Source organism: Ensifer adhaerens (genome assembly GCF_013283195.1).
Taxonomy (GTDB): domain Bacteria; phylum Pseudomonadota; class Alphaproteobacteria; order Rhizobiales; family Rhizobiaceae; genus Ensifer; species Ensifer adhaerens_G.
The window spans coordinates 185,582-203,825 of record NZ_JABEKT010000001.1 but is presented as its reverse complement, the minus strand read 5'-3'; the positions used below and the strand labels follow the sequence as shown (position 1 = coordinate 203,825).

The 18,244-nt window shown below is 62.5% G+C and carries 19 protein-coding genes, 1 tRNA gene and 1 riboswitch; of the genes, 6 read left to right on the top strand and 14 right to left on the bottom strand.

Features of this window, described 5'->3' with window-relative positions:
* Positions 1-183 precede the first annotated feature (183 nt).
* The 4 genes from LPJGGPFB_RS00975 to LPJGGPFB_RS00960 all read right to left on the bottom strand — a co-directional run bounded on the left by LPJGGPFB_RS00975 (position 184) and on the right by LPJGGPFB_RS00960 (position 2,735).
* Complete coding sequence (locus tag LPJGGPFB_RS00975) at positions 184-372, bottom strand: Trm112 family protein (protein ID WP_077500831.1); 189 nt, start codon at positions 370-372, stop codon at positions 184-186.
* 10 nt (positions 373-382) lie between these two features.
* Positions 383-1,063 (bottom strand): LON peptidase substrate-binding domain-containing protein, encoded by a 681-nt coding sequence (locus tag LPJGGPFB_RS00970; RefSeq protein WP_173418328.1) that lies wholly within the window; start codon positions 1,061-1,063, stop codon positions 383-385.
* 125 nt (positions 1,064-1,188) lie between these two features.
* On the bottom strand, positions 1,189-2,166 hold the full coding sequence (trxA, locus tag LPJGGPFB_RS00965; RefSeq protein WP_173418327.1) for a thioredoxin: 978 nt from the start codon (positions 2,164-2,166) through the stop codon (positions 1,189-1,191).
* Positions 2,167-2,225: 59 nt separating this feature from the next.
* Positions 2,226-2,735 carry a prolyl-tRNA synthetase associated domain-containing protein gene (locus LPJGGPFB_RS00960; protein ID WP_173418326.1) on the bottom strand — a complete coding sequence of 170 codons (510 nt, stop codon included), beginning with the start codon at positions 2,733-2,735 and terminating at the stop codon, positions 2,226-2,228.
* A gap of 253 nt (positions 2,736-2,988) precedes the next feature.
* Here LPJGGPFB_RS00960 and LPJGGPFB_RS00955 point away from each other — a divergent pair.
* A tRNA-Gly gene (locus tag LPJGGPFB_RS00955) sits at positions 2,989-3,063 on the top strand.
* 132 nt (positions 3,064-3,195) lie between these two features.
* On the opposite strand, the gene LPJGGPFB_RS00950 is transcribed toward LPJGGPFB_RS00955, so the two are convergent.
* The 9 genes from LPJGGPFB_RS00950 to LPJGGPFB_RS00910 all read right to left on the bottom strand — a co-directional run bounded on the left by LPJGGPFB_RS00950 (position 3,196) and on the right by LPJGGPFB_RS00910 (position 10,281).
* On the bottom strand, positions 3,196-4,218 hold the full coding sequence (locus tag LPJGGPFB_RS00950; protein WP_173418325.1) for an aldose epimerase family protein: 1,023 nt from the start codon (positions 4,216-4,218) through the stop codon (positions 3,196-3,198).
* Between the two features lie 87 nt (positions 4,219-4,305).
* Positions 4,306-5,490 carry a vWA domain-containing protein gene (locus tag LPJGGPFB_RS00945; protein ID WP_173418324.1) on the bottom strand — a complete coding sequence of 395 codons (1,185 nt, stop codon included), beginning with the start codon at positions 5,488-5,490 and terminating at the stop codon, positions 4,306-4,308.
* A 15-nt stretch (positions 5,491-5,505) separates the two neighbouring features.
* Entirely contained in the window at positions 5,506-6,432 is a 927-nt protein-coding gene (gene metA / locus LPJGGPFB_RS00940; protein ID WP_173418323.1) for a homoserine O-acetyltransferase MetA, read from the bottom strand.
* Positions 6,433-6,495: 63 nt separating this feature from the next.
* Positions 6,496-6,573, bottom strand: a riboswitch (SAM riboswitch).
* A 113-nt stretch (positions 6,574-6,686) separates the two neighbouring features.
* On the bottom strand, positions 6,687-7,145 hold the full coding sequence (locus LPJGGPFB_RS00935) for an NUDIX hydrolase (protein WP_173418322.1): 459 nt from the start codon (positions 7,143-7,145) through the stop codon (positions 6,687-6,689).
* The gene (locus LPJGGPFB_RS00930; protein ID WP_173418321.1) at positions 7,142-7,981 is read right to left on the bottom strand and encodes an AAA family ATPase; all 840 of its coding nucleotides are present in this window, start codon (positions 7,979-7,981) and stop codon (positions 7,142-7,144) included. The genes LPJGGPFB_RS00935 and LPJGGPFB_RS00930 overlap by 4 nt, the downstream gene beginning before the upstream one ends.
* Before the next feature lie 122 nt (positions 7,982-8,103).
* On the bottom strand, positions 8,104-8,484 hold the full coding sequence (locus LPJGGPFB_RS00925; protein ID WP_173418320.1) for a RidA family protein: 381 nt from the start codon (positions 8,482-8,484) through the stop codon (positions 8,104-8,106).
* A gap of 9 nt (positions 8,485-8,493) precedes the next feature.
* On the bottom strand, positions 8,494-9,099 hold the full coding sequence (leuD, locus tag LPJGGPFB_RS00920) for a 3-isopropylmalate dehydratase small subunit (RefSeq protein WP_173418319.1): 606 nt from the start codon (positions 9,097-9,099) through the stop codon (positions 8,494-8,496).
* 232 nt (positions 9,100-9,331) lie between these two features.
* Entirely contained in the window at positions 9,332-9,763 is a 432-nt protein-coding gene (locus tag LPJGGPFB_RS00915) for a VOC family protein (protein ID WP_173418318.1), read from the bottom strand.
* Between the two features lie 272 nt (positions 9,764-10,035).
* Positions 10,036-10,281, bottom strand: a complete 246-nt coding sequence (locus LPJGGPFB_RS00910; protein WP_173418317.1) for a hypothetical protein — start codon at positions 10,279-10,281, stop codon at positions 10,036-10,038.
* 110 nt (positions 10,282-10,391) lie between these two features.
* Between LPJGGPFB_RS00910 and LPJGGPFB_RS00905 the strand changes: the two genes are divergently transcribed.
* Together LPJGGPFB_RS00905 and LPJGGPFB_RS00900 are read left to right on the top strand one after the other, a co-directional pair.
* Positions 10,392-11,297, top strand: a complete 906-nt coding sequence (locus LPJGGPFB_RS00905) for an HpcH/HpaI aldolase/citrate lyase family protein (protein WP_173418316.1) — start codon at positions 10,392-10,394, stop codon at positions 11,295-11,297.
* Positions 11,294-11,500: a DUF1737 domain-containing protein gene (locus LPJGGPFB_RS00900; RefSeq protein WP_173418315.1), complete on the top strand. Its 207-nt coding sequence runs from the start codon at positions 11,294-11,296 to the stop codon at positions 11,498-11,500. The genes LPJGGPFB_RS00905 and LPJGGPFB_RS00900 overlap by 4 nt, the downstream gene beginning before the upstream one ends.
* 216 nt (positions 11,501-11,716) lie before the next feature.
* Here the strand turns inward: LPJGGPFB_RS00900 and LPJGGPFB_RS00895 are convergent, their stop codons facing one another.
* A complete protein-coding gene (locus LPJGGPFB_RS00895; RefSeq protein WP_173418314.1) occupies positions 11,717-12,151 on the bottom strand; it encodes a metallopeptidase family protein in 435 nt (144 codons plus the stop codon).
* Between the two features lie 170 nt (positions 12,152-12,321).
* Here LPJGGPFB_RS00895 and LPJGGPFB_RS32925 point away from each other — a divergent pair, with 170 nt between their 5' ends.
* Genes LPJGGPFB_RS32925 through LPJGGPFB_RS00885 form a run of 3 tightly spaced genes read left to right on the top strand, consistent with a single transcriptional unit; the run spans position 12,322 to position 18,105 of the window.
* Positions 12,322-13,281: an ImuA family protein gene (locus tag LPJGGPFB_RS32925; protein ID WP_234902750.1), complete on the top strand. Its 960-nt coding sequence runs from the start codon at positions 12,322-12,324 to the stop codon at positions 13,279-13,281.
* Positions 13,232-14,749, top strand: coding sequence for a Y-family DNA polymerase (locus tag LPJGGPFB_RS00890; RefSeq protein WP_345791032.1), 1,518 nt, complete (start codon positions 13,232-13,234; stop codon positions 14,747-14,749). The genes LPJGGPFB_RS32925 and LPJGGPFB_RS00890 overlap by 50 nt, the downstream gene beginning before the upstream one ends.
* Positions 14,746-18,105: an error-prone DNA polymerase gene (locus LPJGGPFB_RS00885; RefSeq protein ID WP_173418312.1), complete on the top strand. Its 3,360-nt coding sequence runs from the start codon at positions 14,746-14,748 to the stop codon at positions 18,103-18,105. Before LPJGGPFB_RS00890 ends, LPJGGPFB_RS00885 begins: the two co-directional genes overlap by 4 nt.
* The last annotated feature ends 139 nt before the right edge of the window (positions 18,106-18,244 follow it).

Below are 18,244 nucleotides of genomic sequence, written 5' to 3'. Positions count from 1 at the left end.
CTCTCCCCGCAGGCGGGGCGAGGGGATTTGGTTGCGTGCGCGGCGATGGCGCCACATCCAAGAGAAGAGACTTGGCACCGAGCGTGCGGCGGATTTCCTTCTGCCCGCTTGCGGGGAGAAGGTGGCCGGCAGGCCGGATGAGGGGCAGTTGGGCGTATTCGGCGCTTGGCCGGCAGCCTAGCGTCAGTCCTCGATCTTGCGCGCCTCGGAGATCAGCATGATCGGCACGCCATCGCGGATGGGGTAAGCGAGCCGCGCCTTTTCCGAAATCAACTCGCCCGCTTCGGCGTGATAGCTGAGCCGGCCCTTGGTCAGCGGGCAGACGAGCAGTTCGAGCAGTTTCGGATCGACCTTGCTGGCGTTGACGTCCACGAGCCCTCGCTTACTGCAGGATATTGTCGACATCGCCGAAATTGCGCGCTAGCACGATCTCGGTAATGGCGATCAGCGTTTCGGCGCGGGTCTTGAGGTCGGGTGCTTCCAGCAGCGCCTGTTTCTCGGCCGGCCCGTAGGGAGACATCATTGCCATCGAGTTGACCAGCGTGCGGTTGCTGGCGCGCTCCACACTCTCCCAGTCGGCCTTGAGCTTGTTGGCCTCCAGATAGGCCCGGAAGGCTGCCAGCAGCGCCGAACGGTCGACCAGGCCCTCGTCGTCGCGATTTTCAAGGTCGGCGGTGAACGGGCCGATGCGGAAGCGGCGGTAGCCGCGCGTGCCGGCGACTTCGTTGAACAACCGGTAGCGGCACACGCCCGTCAGCGAGGTGATGTAGCGGCCGTCGCCGGTTTCGGCAAAGGAGGTGATGCGGCCGATACAGCCGACCTGACAGAGTGCTGGAACCGGCCCGACGCCGATATCGTTGCGGCCTTCGCAGAAGGAAGGCTGCACGATCCCGATCAGCCGATTGCCGGAAAGGGCATCGTCGAGCATCGCCAGATAACGCGGCTCGAAGATGTTGAGCGGCAACTGCGCGCCAGGCAAAAGCAGCGCGCCGGTCAGCGGAAACACCGGAATGATCTCCGGCAAGTCCTGCGGACCTAGATAACGTGCATTTCCGACATGCATTCCGATCGACCTTGCAGATGTCCGGTCTCGCCCCCGCCACGCATCGCTGCGTGGCCAACCAGATCAAGAAATGGTGCGCCCTTTGAAAATCTCAAGGGAAAAACGCACCGATCTTGCTGCGTGGTTCAGGAAAACAGGATCGACGAGAGCTTGCGGCGGGCGGCGATCGTCGCCGGGTCTTTCGGACCCCAGACTTCGAAGAAAGAGACGAGCTCACGCCGTGCGCCGTCATCGTCGAAAGCCCGGTCGCGTTTCATGATCGTCAACAGGTGATCCGCCGCGCCATTGCGGTCGCCTTCGACGTTGCGGATCTTGGCCAGCATCAGGCGGGCTTCATGGTCGTCGGGGTTGGCTGCCAGGCGCTGTTCCAGAGCATTGGGATCGCCGAGCTTGCGGGCTTCCTCGATCTGGTCGAGCTTCTTGGCAACCGCGCTGATGCCGGCATCCTTGGCAAGATCGTCCGGCAGGCTCGAAAGCGCTTCGCGCGCTTCGGCGATCTGGCCGAGGGTGATCATGCAATCGACCATGCCGGCAATCGCCACCACATTCTCCGGATCTGCCTGCAGCACCGCGCCGAAGAGGCCGGCGGCGTTTTCGGCATCGCCCGTCTCCAGCAGAGCCTTGGCGTCGGCGAGCACGGCCTCGATCTCGGCCTTGCTGTCGTCGACGGCAGGGCCGGCGACCTTTTCGATGAATTGCTTGATCTGGCTCTCAGGCACCGCCCCCATGAAGCCGTCGACCGGTCGCCCGCCGACGAAGGCGATGACGGCCGGGATCGACTGGATGCCGAGCTGTCCGGCAATCGATGGATGGTCGTCGATGTTCATCTTGACGAGCTTCACGCGGCCGGCAGCTTCCGTCACGACCTTTTCGATCACCGGGGTCAGCTGCTTGCACGGACCGCACCAGGGAGCCCAGAAATCGACGAGAACAGGCTGCTGGCGCGACGCGTCGAGCACATCCTTGGCGAAGTTGGCGGTCGTCGTTTCCTTGATCAGATCGCCGCTTGGGGGCGCGGCTGCGGCCGGCTGGCCTCCGAAGGAAGCCGAAGCGGTCATCTGGTTGCCGAAGGACCCTGCATAGGGATTGTCGTTGCCCGTCATTACTTCTCTCCTCGCCGGCTCTCGATCCGGCTTCCTGCATTCGCGCCAAAGATCGTATGTCAGGCTGTCACTTTCAAGACAAGCGGTTCATGTCCCGTGGCTTCCATGAAGCGCAACAGGTCCTTCGAGCCGATCGAGGTCGTCGCGTCGTTGGACAGCGGGTGGCAGTTGATCACATCGAATGCCATCAGCTCCTCGTCGATGATCACCTTGACGTTGCCGCCGGTATCGTTGATCGCGCCGAGTGCCGTGACCGCTCCCGGGATGACGCCGAGATACTCCATCAGCTTCTCCGGCTTGCCGAAGGAAACCTTGCTGGCTGCGCCGATGACCTGGTGCACCGTCTTCAGATCGACGGTCGCGTGCTCCTCGACGGTCAAAAGGAAGTAGTTGTCCTTCTTGTCCTTCACGAACAGGTTCTTGGTGTGGCCGCCGGGAATTTCGTCACGCAGCGCCACCGATTCGGCCACGGTGAACACGGGCTCGTGTTTTTTTGTGCTGTGCTCGATGCCGAGATCGTCGAGAAAGCGGAAAAGGTCGTCCGCGGTCTTCGGTTGCGCGTCGTTCATCGGGGTGATTCTCCTGGCGATCGATTTTTTTCCAGTCTGCTTTAGGGGAAAACGGCCGCGGCGTGCAATCTCACAGACGCCGGTGGGGCGCGAAAACGCGGCATTTGCGGGCTTCCTGAGGAGGCTCCCAAAAAATATTCGATTTCTCGACATTTCCCTGTTGCATTCCAAAATCGCTTAGGCCATATAGCGCCCGTCGCCGCAAGTCAGCGGCACCCACGGTCCACCGACTACCCCCGGACCGAGGTAATGAGCGGGTGTAGCTCAGGGGTAGAGCACAACCTTGCCAAGGTTGGGGTCGGGCGTTCGAATCGCCTCACCCGCTCCAATTTTCCCAACCGATTGTAATATAATTATTCTTCGCCTCGGGCGAAGAGCCTGGATAAGTAGGTCAAGCCGCAGCCGTGATGGCTTACGTTCGCGGCAATGCATGCGTCACCGATGGTCTCGGCAAAAATTCTCAGCTCTTCATAAAGACATAATCCGTTTCCTGGCGACGGGTCTCGCCCGGGCGCAGAACCGCGTTCGGAAAGCCCTCGTGATTGACGGCATCCGGCCACACCTGGGTTTCCAGACAGAAGCCGGCAAAAGCGCCATAGCGACGTCCTTCGAGACCGGGCACCGGCACGTCGAGCTTGAAGCCGGTATAGAGCTGGACGCCGGGCTCGGTCGTCAGCACTTCCATCGTCACGCCGGAATTGAGACTGCGGGCAAGGGCGACCGAGTGTTTCGCCATGCGTTCCCGCGAGAGGCAGAAATTATGGTCGTAGGCGATGCGTTCGCCCTCGGCCTGGCGCCTGAGCGAGGTCATCTCCCTGAGATCGAAGGCGGTGCCTTCGACCGGGCGGATTTCCCCCGTCGGCACCTGGCGCTCGTCGGTCGGCAGATAATGGTCGGCGGCAATCATGATGTCGTGGCCGAGTGCATCCGCGCCGCCATCCAGATTGAAATAGCTGTGCTGACAGACGTTGGCGAGCGTCGGCCTGTCGCTCTTAGTCTCGTAGACGACACTGAGCAGGCCGCCGGGCTTCAGCTGGTAGGTGCAGCGGATCTGGCAGTTGCCCGGATATCCGGCGCGGCCATCCGGATCGGTGATCTCCAGCGTGACGCTGTCGCGCGTCCGCTCGACAATCGTCCAGTTGCGCTTGCCGATGTTGTCGCTGCCGCCATGCAGGTGCGTCACGCCCTTTTCGTTGCATTCGAGCTGGTGGGTCTCGCCATCGAGGGTGAAGCGACCGCCGCCGATGCGGTTGGCACAGCGGCCGGGCGTTGCGCCGAAATAAGGAGAATGGGCGACATAGCTCTCGAGATCGGTAAAGCCGAGCACCAACGGCGGCTCATGGCCATCCAGCCGCAGGTCCTGGATCACGCTTCCCCAGGTAAGAATATGGGCAGTCAGGCCTCCACCGGAAAGCACGACACGATGAACCGGCTCACCCGATGGCAGGTGTCCGAAGATTTGCGTGTCCGCATGCTTGTCCATCGTCTGGTTCTCCCCGTCCTTGCGGCAAGCAACCTGCGTCATTTCCTGGGGATCGGCAACCGGAAATCGAGATTTTCTGCGGTAGATTCAGCGCGATAGTTGTTTCGTCGCGTCCTGCAGTCCGCTGAGCGTCAACGGAAACATGCGGCCCGCGAAGAGGCCTCTGATCATGGCGATCGACTGGGTATGGCCCCAGTGCATTTCGGGGACCGGATTGAGCCAGATGGAGCGGGGAAAGTGGGCGGCGATGCGCGACAGCCAGAGCCCGCCGGCCTCGTCGTTCCAATGCTCGACCGAGCCCCCAGGGTGGCTGATCTCATAGGGGCTCATCGATGCGTCGCCGACGAAGATCGCACGGTAGTCGCCGCCATAGGTGCGCAGCAACTCCGTCGTGCGGGTGATGTCGGCCCGTCGGCGGCGATTGTCCTTCCACAGGCCTTCGTAGACGCAGTTGTGGAAGTAGAAGTGCTCCATATGGCGGAATTCGCCGCGTGCGGCGGAAAACAGCTCCTCGACGATGCGGATATGGTCGTCCATCGAGCCGCCGACGTCGAAGAACATCAGGAGCTTGACGGCGTTGCGCCGTTCCGGCCGCGTCACGACATCGAGATAGCCGTGTTCGGCGGTGGCGCGGATGGTGCCGGAAAGGTCGAGTTCGTCGGCCGCCCCCTGGCGCACCCAGCGCCTGAGCCGTTTGAGCGCCACCTTGATGTTGCGCGTGCCGAGCTCGACCGTGTCGTCGTAATCCCTGAACTCGCGCCGGTCCCAGACCTTGACCGCGCGACGGTGGCGCGAGCCGTCCTGGCCGATCCGGACACCTTCGGGATTGTAGCCGTAGGCGCCGAACGGCGAGGTGCCGGCGGTGCCGATCCATTTGGAGCCGCCCTGGTGGCGCCCTTCCTGTTCGCTGAGCCGCTGTCGCAAGGTCTCCATCAGGGTCTCGAAACCGCCGAGGGATTCGACCAGGCGCTTCTCTTCTTCCGTCAGATACTTCTCGGCCAGCTTGCGCAGCCATTCCTCGGGGATGGCCGCCTGTTCGAATTCATCAAGGGGATTGATGGCCTCGAGGCCCGAAAAACAATGCCGAAAGACGCCGTCGAAGCGGTCGATATGGCGCTCGTCCTTCACCAGCGCCGTGCGCGCAAGGAAATAGAACGCCTCGATATCGAAGGTGGCGATACCCGCCTCCATGCCCTCGATCAGGGACAGGAATTCCCGGAGTGTCACCGGGATCTTCGCAGCCTTCAATTCGAGGAAGAAGGGGATGAACATCGCAGCCTCTGATCCCTAGCTTTCGCCCCGGCCGATCAGGTCCATGTCGTAGGGCGTCGTCTGGTACATCTCGTTGATCCAGTTGCCGAAGAACAGATGCGCGTGGCTGCGCCAGCGGTTCTGTGGCGGCAGGGTCGGATCATTGTGCGGAAAGTAGTCGTGCGGCATCTTGATCGGCACGCCGGCGTCCACGTCCCGGAAATATTCGTCCGACAGCGACGTGGAATCATACTCCACGTGGTTGAACATGTAGAGGCGCTTGCCCCTCTGCTCGTGTACAAGGCAGACGCCCATCTCCTTCGATTCCATCAGGATCTCTAGGTCGGCCACGCCATTGATGTCGGCGCGGCGCACTTCGGTCCAGCGCGACACCGGCACGGCGAAATCGTCGGAGAAGCCGTTGAGATAGACGGAGGAGGGCTGCAGGTTCTGGTGGCGGTAGACGCCGAAGGCCTTCTCCTTCAGCGGATATTTCGGCACGCCATGGAAATGATAGATCGCCGCCATCGCGCCCCAGCAGACATTCAGCGTCGAATGCACGTTGGTCGTCGTCCAGTCGAGGATACGCTTCAGCTCGTCCCAGTAGGTGACGTCCTCATAGTCCAGCGTTTCGACGGGGGCGCCGGTGATGATGAAGCCGTCGAACTTGCGGGCCTTCACCTCTTCCCAGGTCTCGTAGAAGGCGAGCAGGTGTTCTTCCGACGTGTTCTTTGCCCGGTGCGCGCCGATGCGGATCAGCGACAGCTCGACCTGCAGCGGCGAGGCGCCAATGAGGCGCGCCATCTGGATCTCGGTCTTGACCTTGTTGGGCATGAGGTTGAGGAGCCCGATCTGGAGCGGGCGGATGTCCTGACGGATCGCCACGGTCTCGGTCATCACCCGCACACCCTCGGTCGCGAGGGTTTCGAAGGCGGGCAGCGTATCGGGTATCTTGATGGGCATGGGGCTTCCACTCGATCAATACAAAAAAACCGGCGGCGATTGATCGCGACCGGTCCTCGGAAAATCCACGTTTCCTCGGCCCTTTAGCGATTTGTTTAACGTGGCTGCAAGCCGGCCGGCCAAATCACCACGGATTATTTGATAGCGCGGCAAAGGCGCGGGGGTCAATGAAAAACGATTCGCCGGCTAAACGGCCCCTCATCCGGCTGCCGCCACTTTCTCCCCCGCAGGCGGGCAGAGGGTTAGTCCTCGGGTTAAACCCGAGGAGAGGGGCTGAGGCTTTGGGCTAGCAAAAAGTCCAGAGCGTCCTGCATACCATAGCCGAGCCGGGGCGCAGCCTCGTCAAACCCGAGCCAGAAGAAGCGAAAGCGGATCGGCGGGCCGCCGCCGTCCGGCGTCATTTCGAAGTGCAGCCAGGTTTCCTTTTGTTCGCCGGAAAGCTGCGCATGGAAATAGTGCCGGCGGTGCCAGATCGGGTGGCCATCCTTGGTGAAGCGATAGTCCTGCGTTGCAAGCGGCAGCAGTGATGCCGGCGGCGCCAACCCTGTCTCCTCGACAAACTCTCGGACTGCCGCGACCTCAGGGCTTTCGCCGGGCTCCATCGTGCCGCCCGGGACCTGCAGGTCGATTTCAGGAAAGTCCGGCTCGTCGAAAACCAGCAGCTGCTCCCGCCAGGTGGCGTAGATCAGCACCTTGTGGGCGTCTGGCTTCATTGGTCGCGGCGCGCCATGAAGGCCAGGCGTTCGAACAGATGGACGTCCTGCTCGTTCTTGAGCAGCGCGCCATGCAGCTTCGGCAGCATGGTTTTCGGATCGGCGCGCAGGTCGGCCGGGTCGATCTCGTCGGCAACGAGCAGGCGGATCCAGTCGAGCGCTTCGGAAGTCGAAGGCTTCTTCTTCAGTCCCGGCACCTGGCGGATGTCGTAGAAGGCGGCAAGGGCTGCCGAAAGCAGGGTTTTGCGAATGCCGGGATAGTGCACCTCGACGATGCGGGCGAGCGTGTCGGCGTCGGGAAAGCGGATATAGTGGAAGAAGCAGCGGCGCAGGAAAGCGTCCGGCAGCTCCTTCTCGTTGTTGGAGGTAATGATGACGATCGGCCGCTGGCGGGCCTGGATCATCTCGTTGGTCTCGTAGACGTGGAACTCCATGCGGTCGAGTTCCTGCAGCAGGTCGTTCGGAAACTCGATGTCGGCCTTGTCGATCTCGTCGATCAAAAGCACGACGCGTTTTCCGGCCTCGAAAGCCTGCCAGAGCTTGCCCTTGCGAATGTAGTTCCTGACGTCGTTGACGCGCGCGTCGCCGAGCTGGCTGTCGCGCAGGCGCGAGACGGCGTCATATTCATAGAGCCCCTGCTGCGCCTTGGTCGTCGACTTGACGCTCCACTCGATCAGCTCGAGCTCGAGGGCTGCGGCGATCTGGCGGGCAAGTTCGGTCTTGCCGGTGCCGGGCTCGCCCTTGACGAGCAGCGGCCGTTCCAGCCGGATCGCGGCGTTGACCGCGATCATCAGGTCCTTGTCGGCGATATAGTCGGCGGTGCCTTCGAATTGCATGGGGCTTCTTCCGGTCATGGGGATGCGGGCGACGGCTCTGGCAAGAGCCCGTCGTCCTACCTCTGCAGTAGCGCATAAGCGGGGCGGCTGCCAATGCCGTGCCGGCGGCAGCCCGCCAGAGGTCAACCGCGGAAGGCGGTGACCTCGATCTCGATCAGCATTTCCGGTCGGATGAGATCGCAGACGATCATGGTGGCGGCTGGCCGGATGTCGCCGAACATCTCGCCGAAGATCGGAAACACCCGGTCGGCGAAGCTGGCATCGGTGACGTAGTAGTGGTTGCGCACGACATCTGCGAGCGAGAAGCCCGCTTCCTTCAGCGCGCCCTCGATCGTCTTCAGGCAATTGCGTGCCTGCTCTTCCACCGTTTCCGGCATGGTCATGGTGGCGTAGTCGTAGCCGGTGGTGCCGGAAACGAAGCACCAGTCACCCTTGGCGACGGCACGCGAATAGCCTGCCGTCTTCTCGAAGGGTGAACCGGAGGAGATGAGCTTGCGCGTCATCCCTTCAGCTCACGCCCAGGGGCGCGAGGCGGCAGTCGACTTTTCGAAGGTGTCGATGGCCGTTGCCTTCTCCAGCGTCAGGCCGATGTCGTCGAGGCCGTTCAGCAGGCAGTGGCGCTTGAAGGCATCGATCTCGAACTTGACTGTGCCGCCGTCCGGGCCGGTGATTTCCTGGGATTCCAGGTCGATCGACAGGATGGCGTTGGAGCCGCGCGAGGCGTCGTCCATCAGCTTGTCGAGGTTCTCCTGGCTGACGACGATCGGCAGGATGCCGTTCTTGAAACAGTTGTTGTAGAAGATGTCGGCAAACGAGGTCGAGATCACGCAGCGGATGCCGAAGTCGAGAAGCGCCCACGGCGCATGCTCGCGCGAGGAGCCGCAGCCGAAGTTGTCGCCGGCGACCAGGATCTTGGCGTTCTGGTAAGCGGGCTTGTTGAGCACGAAATCCGGGTTGACCGAGCCGTCTTCGTTGTAGCGCGCTTCGGCGAAAAGCCCGGTGCCAAGGCCGGTGCGCTTGATCGTCTTCAGGTAATCCTTCGGAATGATCATATCCGTGTCGACGTTGACGACGGGGAGGGGAGCGGCGACGCCGGTGAGCTTGACGAACTTTTCCATAACTTCAGGCCTTCGATTTCAGCGAAATGTTGCGTAAGCGTTTAGATCAGTTTTGTGCCGAAATGAAGGAAAATCTATCCTGAAGGCAGCTGCCGGGCGGGTGAAATCACCTACCCGGCCGCGGTCATAGCGGTTGTTGTCTGCGTTGGAGCGCCCTGGCCGCTCGGCTTGGCGGACGTCGGCCGGATTCTGGTGCCGGTTTCAACCTGCTTTGAGCCTAGCCTGCCTTGGCTTAGCCTGCCTTCGTCGGTGCGTTCAGCGCCCAGAGCACGCCGAAGGGGTCGCGCAACTGCCCATAGCGATCGCCCCAGAACATCACCTCGATCGGCATCACCACTTCGGCGCCGGCGGCAACCGCCTTGCTCCACCACGCGTCGATGTCGTCGACCGGCAGCATCAGGCTGAAGGCCTGCGGCTTTTCCAGGGGATGGCCGTATTCCGGATAGGCGTCGCTCAACATCAGGGAACTGCCGTTGATGTGGAGATGGATGTGCATCGTCCGTCCCTGATCGTCGACCGGTTGCCGATAGGCTTCCTTGGCGCCGAAGGCGCGCTTGTAGAATTCCGCAGCCTTGGCGGCGCCTTCGACCTGCAGATAGGGTACCAGCCCGTTCAGGGCCTGCGGCAACTGGTTTGCGTCTGTTTTCTGCGTCGTGCTGTCCATGTCATGCTCCTATTGAGGAATGATAACCTGGCCATGGTCTTTGCTGGCCTGATCCAAGGACGAACGCAGAGGGGACTTGCCGACAGGGGTATCGCAAAAAAAGTCGCACGGGGGTGAGCTGCCGCGCTGGACAACGCTTCGGCGCGTCGAGCAATCGCGAAGCGATTTTCCGTCAGGAATGTGCAGAAGCAACAAGTTGGAGCGCTTCCGTGCCTCGGCCTGAACCAAGCCGGAAACGCTCTTTGGGGGCAGCGATTGGGGGACCGCGATCCCTAGAGATCGATGATCGTGCCGCGGCCGTCGTTCCAGATGCGCATTTCGCGCGGGGCGGGGCCGGAGGTCGGGCGTGCCGTTGCACGGGCTGCCTTGAAGTTCAGCCGGGCGGCAATGGCGCTGCCGATCGCGACAACGGCGGCGATGCCGGCGAGCGCGAGCGCAAGCGACGCGGTGAACACGAAGGCTGCCAGCGTGATGGTGATGGCTACAGCCGTAAAAAGAACAGAACGTATGCTTTGCATGATCGTCACCTTTCTGGTCCCGATGTGGGTGTTGCTGTCGCCGCTTGCAAGAGGGGTGCGGCCGTTCGCCTCGCCTTGCGGAAAAAATGAAAGGCGGGCACAACTGCCACATGACAAAACCGATCGAACATCACCCCGTTCGCCTGCGCCGTTCGGTGCTCTGCGTACCGGCAGACAATGTCCGCGCACTCGCCAAGGTTTCACAACTGGCCGCCGATGCCGCTATCTTCGATCTCGAGGATGCGGTGGCGCACGAGCGCAAGGCCGAGGCGCGCGACGAGCTCGTCCGCCATCTCACCGAAAGCCGGCCGGACTGTGAGATCGTCATCCGCATCAATGCGCTGGGATCGGACTTCGGCCAGCAGGATCTGGCGGCGGCTCTCCAGGCAAAGCCCGATGCGATCCTCTTGCCCAAGGTCGAAAGCCCTGCTGATATCCAGATCGCCGCCGACTGGCTAGCGGACAACGACGCGCCGGAGAGCTTGCGCCTCTGGGCGATGATCGAGACGCCGCGCGGCGTCGTCAATGCACCCGCGATCGCCGAGACCGGCCGCACCTTCGGCGGCAGGCTCGATTGTTTCGTCGTCGGCCTCAACGACCTGCGCAAGGAAACCGGGGTTCCCGACCGGCCGGGCCGGCCTTACCTGATCCCCTGGCTGATGCAGATCCTGCTTGCCGCCCGCGGCAGCGGCCTCGACGTCATCGATGCGGTGTTCAACGATTTCCGTGACACCGACAGTTTCGACGAGGAGTGCCGGCAGGGACGCGACATGGGCTATGACGGCAAGATGCTGATCCATCCGTTGCAGATCGGTCCGGCCAACGAGCGCTTCGGCGTCGAGCAGGCCGCCGTTGATGAGGCGCGTGCCATCATCGCCGTCTTTGCGCTGCCGGAGAACGCCGACAAGGGCGTCATCAGTCTTCATGGCCGGATGATCGAGCGGCTGCATCTCGACCAGGCCCTGAGGCTCGCCGCCAAGGCGGACACGATTGAAAAACGAAAGGCAAGATTTTGAAACTTTACCGCTTCCTCACCGGCCCCGACGATGCGTCCTTCTGCCATAAGGTGACGGCGGCGCTGAACCAGGGCTGGTCCCTGCACGGCTCGCCCACCTATGCTTTCAATGCGGATACGCAGCATATGCAATGCGGACAGGCCGTATTCAAGGAAGTCGAAGGCAAGGATTATAATCCCGACATCAAGCTGTCGGAGCAGTAAAGCGGGCCGTCAGGCACGTTTGGCCCTCACCCTAGCCCTCTCCTCGCCAAGCGGGAGAGGGGACGCGGGCGAAAGCTCCGTCGTCACTTGGTGTCGTCCCTCTGCGGAGAGGATTTCAGAGAAGCGAGCGGGTGCCGCAAGTTTCTTCTCCCCGCTGGCGGGGAGAAGGTGGCCGGCAGGCCGGATGAGGGGCAAGCTTGAAGGAAGGCGAGTTCGTTATCCGCCCACGTGCTCGACGCTCGCCTCGATCCGCTCCATATCGTCGTCGGAAAGACCAAAATGGTGGCCGATCTCGTGGATCAGCACATGGGTGATGATGTCACCCAGCGTTTCCTCGTTTTCCGCCCAGTAATCGATGATCGGCCGGCGATAAAGGGTGATCCGGTTCGGAAACTCGCCCGTTTCCATGGTGAAACGTTCGGTGATGCCGCGCCCCTCGAACAGGCCGAGCAGGTCGAACGGCGTTTCCAGCGCCATGTCCTCGAAGACGTCGTCGCTGGGGAAATCGGCAACCTCGATGATGAGGTCGGTCGTCAGCTTGCGGAATTCCTGCGGCAGGTGGCCATAGGCTTCCACTGCAAGCTGTTCGAATGTCGTGAGCGTAGGTGCATGGCGTTCCCGCCAATCATCGGTCTGGTCAATGCGGGCCATAGGCACTCCTTGTTGTCCTCCATATAGCGATTTTGCCTTTGTTTTTCGAGTGTTGAATTCCGGATGCAAGGGTCAAGGAATAAATTCTTAAATTTGACTGTTGACTCCTCCTGGCAGCTCTGGAATCTATAAGAACATAACAGGAACATCTTATATGGGAGTTGACCGTCATGGCCGAGAACGCCGTGCAGCGGGAGACCGTTCTTTCGCTTCGCGAAACCATAGCCCGGATCGAGAACCGCAGGCTTGCGGGGGTCGTGAAGACGGTCAAGGCGGCGGATCCAGCAGGCTTCCGGCGCAGGCAAGAGGGCAACCAGGCATCCGGCCGCAAGGTCCTGCCGCTCGGCATTCCCGAACTCGACGCTATCCTTGAGGGTGGGCTGCCGCTCGAAGGCATGACGGAAATCCGCAGTTCGCAGACGCGCGATGCCGGCGCTGCTGCCGGGTTTGCAACCGCGCTTGGTGCTCTCTGTCAGCAGGCGCGCCAGCAAAAGGGCGATGCGGCGGCACCGGTGCTGTGGATCAGCCAGTCGCTGGCCTCCACCGAGGCGGGCCTGCCCTATGGTCTTGGTCTCAAGGCGTATGGGCTCGACATTCGAAGCCTGATCCTCAGCCTGCCGCGCACGGTGAAGGACGCGCTCTGGATTGCCGAGACGGCGCTTTCCGTTTCGGCCTTCTGTGCCGTCATTCTGGAAATTCGCGGCAATCCGGCATCGCTCGCCTTGAGTGAAAGCCGGCGCCTGCATGTTCGTGCCCGCGCCGGCCGTATTCCGCTTCTGCTTCTGCGCCAGTCCGGCCACGAGGAGGCGAGCAGCGCCTTCTTCCGGCTTCATATCGAACCGGCGCCCGCCCGCGAGCGCCCCCTCCCTGACGGCTCGATGCTTTGCGGCAGCATCGGCCATCCTGTCTTTCACGTCATTGCCGAAAAAAGCAGGTCTCCTGCTCCCGTCGGCCTCTTCCTGGAGTGGAACCCCCATGACCGCCGCTTTTACCCCGTCGAACCCCTACCAGCCGCTGCTGCGGCAGATCCAGAACCAGCGCATTCTGTCGCTCGACTTTCCGCATCTTCCAGCCGACCGGGTGGCGCGGACACGATGGGGCACCTCCTGGCTTTCCCGCGGGCGTCCTGAGCATCCGCCCATCGTCTTTGCCGATAGGGTCAGGAATGCCATGCGCCTCGTGGCGCTCGACGGTCTTGCCGAAAAATCAGGGTTCCAGCTGGGCCAGGGCGTTGCCGAGGCGCGGGCGATGTGTCCCGAGGTCGATGTGCTACCGTCCGACCGGGCGGCGGATCGCGCCCTTCTCGAAGGGCTTGCGGACTGGTGCAGCCGTTATACGCCGCTGGTGGCGCTCGACGGCGAAACCGGCCTTTATCTCGACATTACCGGCTGCGCCCATCTTCTCGGCGGAGAGAAATCGCTTCTCGACGATCTTCTGGCCCGGCTCTTTCATCTGGGCATCGAGGCCCGTGCGGCGATCTCGTCTTCAGCCGGGCTCTCCTGGGCCGTGGCGCGCTTCGGCGCGCAAAGCGTGATTGCTCCGGAGGAAGCCGCGCGCGTGCTTTCGCCGCTGCCGATGGCGGCCCTCAGGCTTCCGGCCGACATGATCGAAACGCTCGGACGGGTCGGGCTCAAGCAGGTCGGCGACATCATCGAGGCGCCGCGGGCGCCGCTTGCCCGCCGCTTCGGATCCATGCTGCTCCTGCGCCTCGATCAGGCCATGGGGCTGGAAGACGAGCCGCTTTCGCCGCGGCTTCCCGTCGCCAGCCTCTCGGCCGAGCGTCGGCTTTCGGAGCCGGTCCAGGGCGAGGACGATATTCTCGGGCTGACGCAGGACTTGGCGGCAAGGCTGAAGCCGGAGTTGGAAAAGCGTGGTGAAGGCGGGCGGCTGTTCGAGCTGCTGCTCTTTCGTGTCGACGGCCGGGTCTTTCGCATCGCTGCGGGAACGTCTTCGCCATTGATCGAACCGGGTCGCATCGCCGGCCTGTTCCGCGAGCGGCTTCAGGCGGTCCATGACGATCTCGATGCCGGTTTCGGCTTCGAGATCCTGCGGCTGTCGGTTCCCAGAAGCGAAAAATACGAGGTGATGCAGGAGGATTTTTCCGGCACGCCGGATCGAGAGCGGCCGCTTGCTGCCTTTGCCGACAGGGTCATGGCGCGGCTGGGCGCGGAAAGCCTGTTTCTACCCGTGTTGTCCGAGAGCCATATGCCGGAGCGTGCAGCGGTGTTTCAGCCGCTTGCGGATGTGGGAATGCTGAAGACCCTGGAGGCCGCCGTCTGCGCTGTTCCAGCGGCGCTTCTGGCGGCCTCCGTCCGGCCGCAGCGGCTGTTTCAAAGTCCGGAACCGGTGGAAGCGGTGGCCGAGGTGCCGGAGGGGCCGCCGAGAAGCTTTCGCTGGCGGCGCAGCCTGCACCGCATCGCGCGCGCCGAAGGCCCGGAACGGATCGCACCGGAATGGTGGGTCGATGGCGAGACGGCGGCCGAGCGAGATTATTTCCGGGTGGAGGATGAGAGAGGTCGGCGCTTCTGGCTGTTTCGAGAAGGCCATTATGGCGGGCCGACGCAGCCGCGCTGGTTCATGCATGGGGTCTTCGCATGACGACGCCCTATTTCGAGATCGGCGCCTGGTCGAATTTCTCCTTTCTTGAAGGAGCGTCGCATCCGGGTGAAATGATCGTTGCCGCCAGCCGCCTTGGGATCTCCGGCCTCGGGATCGCCGATCGCAACACGGTGGCGGGCGTGGTGCGCGCCCATGCGCAGGCGAAGGTGGAGGGGTATTCCTTTCAGCCCGGCGCCCGGCTTTCTTTTGCCGAGGATATCCCGGATGTGCTCGCCTATCCGCGCAACCGCCGCGGCTGGGGCAATCTCTGCCGCATGCTGAGTGCGGGAAACCTGCGCTCGACAAAGGGCACCTGCACGCTTCATGAAGCTGATCTCGTCGAATGGGGCGAGGATCTCCTTATTGCCGTCGTGCCCGATCCGGTGATCGGTGCGCCGGAGGCCAACAAGCTTTCGGCGTTCCTGAAGCGGCTGAAGCCGCAGTTCGCCGATCGGCTCTATCTGGCGTTGGTGCCACGCTATGATGGTTTCGACCAGCTGGTCTTTGCCGGGTTGGCCACCATCGCGCGCAATGCGGGCACGCGGCTGATTGCCACCAACAGCCCGCTGTTCCACGGGCCGGCACGCCGGCCGCTCGCCGATATCGTCACCGCCATTCGCGAGCATGTGACGGTGGCGCAGGCAGGGTTCCGGCTTCAGGCCAATGCCGAACGGCATCTGAAACCGTCGGGGGAAATGGCGCGCATCTTTCGCGACTACCCGGAAGCGATCGCCAATACCGGGCATTTTTTCCGCCGGTTGGATTTCACCTTGGCGCAACTCGAATATCAGTATCCCGACGAGAGCTTTGCCGGCGAAACGACGACTGAGACCCTCAGGCGACTGACGATGGAAGGCGCCCATCGACGCTATCCCCGCGGTATTCCCGAGAAGGTCTCGAACCAGATCGAATACGAGCTCGATCTGATCGCCAGCAAGCGCTACGAGCCCTATTTCCTGACCGTGCGCAACATCATGGAATATGCGCGAAGCGTCGACATTCTCTGCCAGGGGCGCGGGTCGGCGGCGAATTCCACCGTCTGCTATTGCCTTTCCATCACCGAAGTCGATCCGCTGTCGACGACCCTGCTCTTCGACCGCTTCCTGTCGACCGAACGTGACGAGCCCCCGGATATCGACGTCGATTTCGAGCACGAGAAGCGGGAAGAGGTCATCCAGCATATCTATCGAACTTACGGCAAGGAGCATGCGGGGCTGACCGCCGCCGTCATCAGCTACCGGGCGCGCTCAGCCGGGCGCGAAACGGCAAAGGCCTTCGGCTTTTCGGAGGACGTGCAGTCGGCGCTTGCCGGTTCGGTCTGGGGCTGGTCCGCCGCCGACCTGTCGGAGCGGGAGGCCAAGGCCGCCGGCCTCGACGTCAAGGATCCGACGACGGTGCGGGTGCTCGACTATGCCACCGAGCTGATGAGCTTCCCCCGCCATCTCTCCCAGCATGTTGGCGGCTTCGTCATCACCCGCGACCGGCTCGACGAAGTGGTGCCGATCATGAACACGGCGATGCCCGACCGCTACATGATCGAATGGGACAAGGACGACCTCGATACGCTGAAGATTCTGAAGATCGACGTTCTGGCGCTCGGCATGCTCACCTGCATCGCCCGGGCCTTCAAGCTTCTCGACCAGCATTACGGCGTGAAAACGGACCTGCATACGCTCTACAAGGATCATCAGAAGGCCGTCTACGACATGATCTGCCGGGCCGATACGATCGGCGTCTTCCAGATCGAGAGCCGGGCGCAGATGAGCATGCTGCCGCGGCTTCGGCCCCGCATCTTCTATGACCTCGTCATCGAGGTGGCGATCGTGCGGCCGGGACCGATCCAGGGCAACATGGTGCATCCCTATCTGAAGCGTCGGGAGCAGCGTGATCGCAACATCCCGATCGAGTATCCGAGCAAGGAACTGGAAGCGGTTCTGGAGCGGACCCTGGGCGTGCCCCTGTTCCAGGAGCAGGCGATGCAGATCGCCATCACCGCGGCGAAGTTCACGCCTGGACAGGCCGATCAGCTCAGGCGGGCGATGGCGACCTTCAAGCGGACCGGCACCATCCACACCTTCCAGCAAAGGATGGTCGAAGGCATGGTCGACAATGGCTATGACCGGGACTTCGCCGAACGTTGCTTCAAACAGATCGAGGGCTTTGGCGAATATGGCTTCCCGGAAAGCCATGCCGCATCCTTCGCGCTGCTTGTCTATGTCTCTTGCTGGTTGAAGACCTATTATCCCGATGTCTTCTGCGCGGCGCTTTTGAACTCGCAGCCAATGGGCTTTTACGCTCCCGCCCAATTGGTGCGGGACGCGCGCGAACATGGCGTGCGGGTGCTGCCGGTCGACATCAATCATTCGGATTGGGACGCGGACCTTGAGGAGCAGGGCCTTTTCGACCACAAGGCAATCGAGCCGCGGCACCGAGAAATGGCGAATGTGATCCTGACGAAAAAGGCCATCCGCCTCGGGTTCAATCAGGTCAAGGGGCTTCGGGAGAAGGAGATCGTCGACAAGCTCGTCGCCCATCGCGGTGCCGGCTATATCTCGGTTCGCGATCTCTGGCTGCGTTCGGGACTGCCGCGCTCCGTGCTGGAAAAGCTTGCCGATGCGGATGCTTTCCGCTCGATCGGGCTCGACCGCCGCAACGCGCTTTGGGCGGTCAAGGCGCTGGACGAGAAAAGTGCTGCCGAGCGGCTGCCGCTGTTCGAGCAGGCGACACAGGACGAGTTCCAGCTGGAGCCGGCGGTGTCGCTGCCGGTGATGCTGGAGGGCGAGCAGGTCATTAACGACTACCGCTATCTCTCCTTCTCGCTGAAGGCGCATCCCGTTTCCTTCCTGCGGACGGAGCTTGCGGCGCAGGGACTGGTCGAAAGCCGCGCTCTTGCCACGGCACCCGTCGGCCGAAGAGTGACGGTTGCCGGGCTGGTGCTCGTTCGCCAGCGTCCGGGCTCGGCCAAGGGTGTCATCTTCATGACGATCGAGGACGAGACCGGCGTTGCCAACGCCATCGTCTGGCCGAAGGTCTTCGATCAGTATCGGCCGGTGATCATGGGTGCGCGTCTCGTCAAGATCCGTGGCCGGCTTCAGCGCGAAAGCGAGGTCATCCATGTGGTGGCGGAATATATCGAAGACATGACCCCGATGCTCGGACTGTTGCGCAAGGAAGCGCGGCACTTCGGGTCCAACGACCGTGCCGACGAGGTGCTGCGGCCAACGGCCGACGCAAGGGAGAAAAAGGTGCTGAAGGACCTGCGCCTGGCGGCCGCCCGCCGTGCCGCCGGTGCCGATCAGCAGGCCGTTGCGACCGAGGTTGCCGACGTCATGCCGAAGGGGCGTAATTTCCACTGACACAGGCGCATGGGTTCGGTTCGAGCCATGCTGCTCGCAACCGGCAGCGGCTCTTGCGCGAGACTGCGCGCAGGACAAAGGGAGTGGTAGTCCAGGGTATGACAGCTGTGTTCAAGACGCATTTTCAGCGCTCAACCCA

Coding starts and splice junctions, on each gene's coding strand:
- LPJGGPFB_RS00970 (WP_173418328.1), bottom strand. CDS start 1,063: ATGCATGTCGGAAATGCACGTTATCTAGGTCCGCAGGACTTGCCGGAG.
- trxA (WP_173418327.1), bottom strand. CDS start 2,166: ATGACGGGCAACGACAATCCCTATGCAGGGTCCTTCGGCAACCAGATG.
- LPJGGPFB_RS00960 (WP_173418326.1), bottom strand. CDS start 2,735: ATGAACGACGCGCAACCGAAGACCGCGGACGACCTTTTCCGCTTTCTC.
- LPJGGPFB_RS00950 (WP_173418325.1), bottom strand. CDS start 4,218: ATGGACAAGCATGCGGACACGCAAATCTTCGGACACCTGCCATCGGGT.
- LPJGGPFB_RS00945 (WP_173418324.1), bottom strand. CDS start 5,490: ATGTTCATCCCCTTCTTCCTCGAATTGAAGGCTGCGAAGATCCCGGTG.
- metA (WP_173418323.1), bottom strand. CDS start 6,432: ATGCCCATCAAGATACCCGATACGCTGCCCGCCTTCGAAACCCTCGCG.
- LPJGGPFB_RS00935 (WP_173418322.1), bottom strand. CDS start 7,145: ATGAAGCCAGACGCCCACAAGGTGCTGATCTACGCCACCTGGCGGGAG.
- LPJGGPFB_RS00930 (WP_173418321.1), bottom strand. CDS start 7,981: ATGCAATTCGAAGGCACCGCCGACTATATCGCCGACAAGGACCTGATG.
- LPJGGPFB_RS00925 (WP_173418320.1), bottom strand. CDS start 8,484: ATGACGCGCAAGCTCATCTCCTCCGGTTCACCCTTCGAGAAGACGGCA.
- leuD (WP_173418319.1), bottom strand. CDS start 9,099: ATGGAAAAGTTCGTCAAGCTCACCGGCGTCGCCGCTCCCCTCCCCGTC.
- LPJGGPFB_RS00915 (WP_173418318.1), bottom strand. CDS start 9,763: ATGGACAGCACGACGCAGAAAACAGACGCAAACCAGTTGCCGCAGGCC.
- LPJGGPFB_RS00910 (WP_173418317.1), bottom strand. CDS start 10,281: ATGCAAAGCATACGTTCTGTTCTTTTTACGGCTGTAGCCATCACCATC.
- LPJGGPFB_RS00905 (WP_173418316.1), top strand. CDS start 10,392: ATGACAAAACCGATCGAACATCACCCCGTTCGCCTGCGCCGTTCGGTG.
- LPJGGPFB_RS00895 (WP_173418314.1), bottom strand. CDS start 12,151: ATGGCCCGCATTGACCAGACCGATGATTGGCGGGAACGCCATGCACCT.
- LPJGGPFB_RS32925 (WP_234902750.1), top strand. CDS start 12,322: ATGGCCGAGAACGCCGTGCAGCGGGAGACCGTTCTTTCGCTTCGCGAA.
- LPJGGPFB_RS00885 (WP_173418312.1), top strand. CDS start 14,746: ATGACGACGCCCTATTTCGAGATCGGCGCCTGGTCGAATTTCTCCTTT.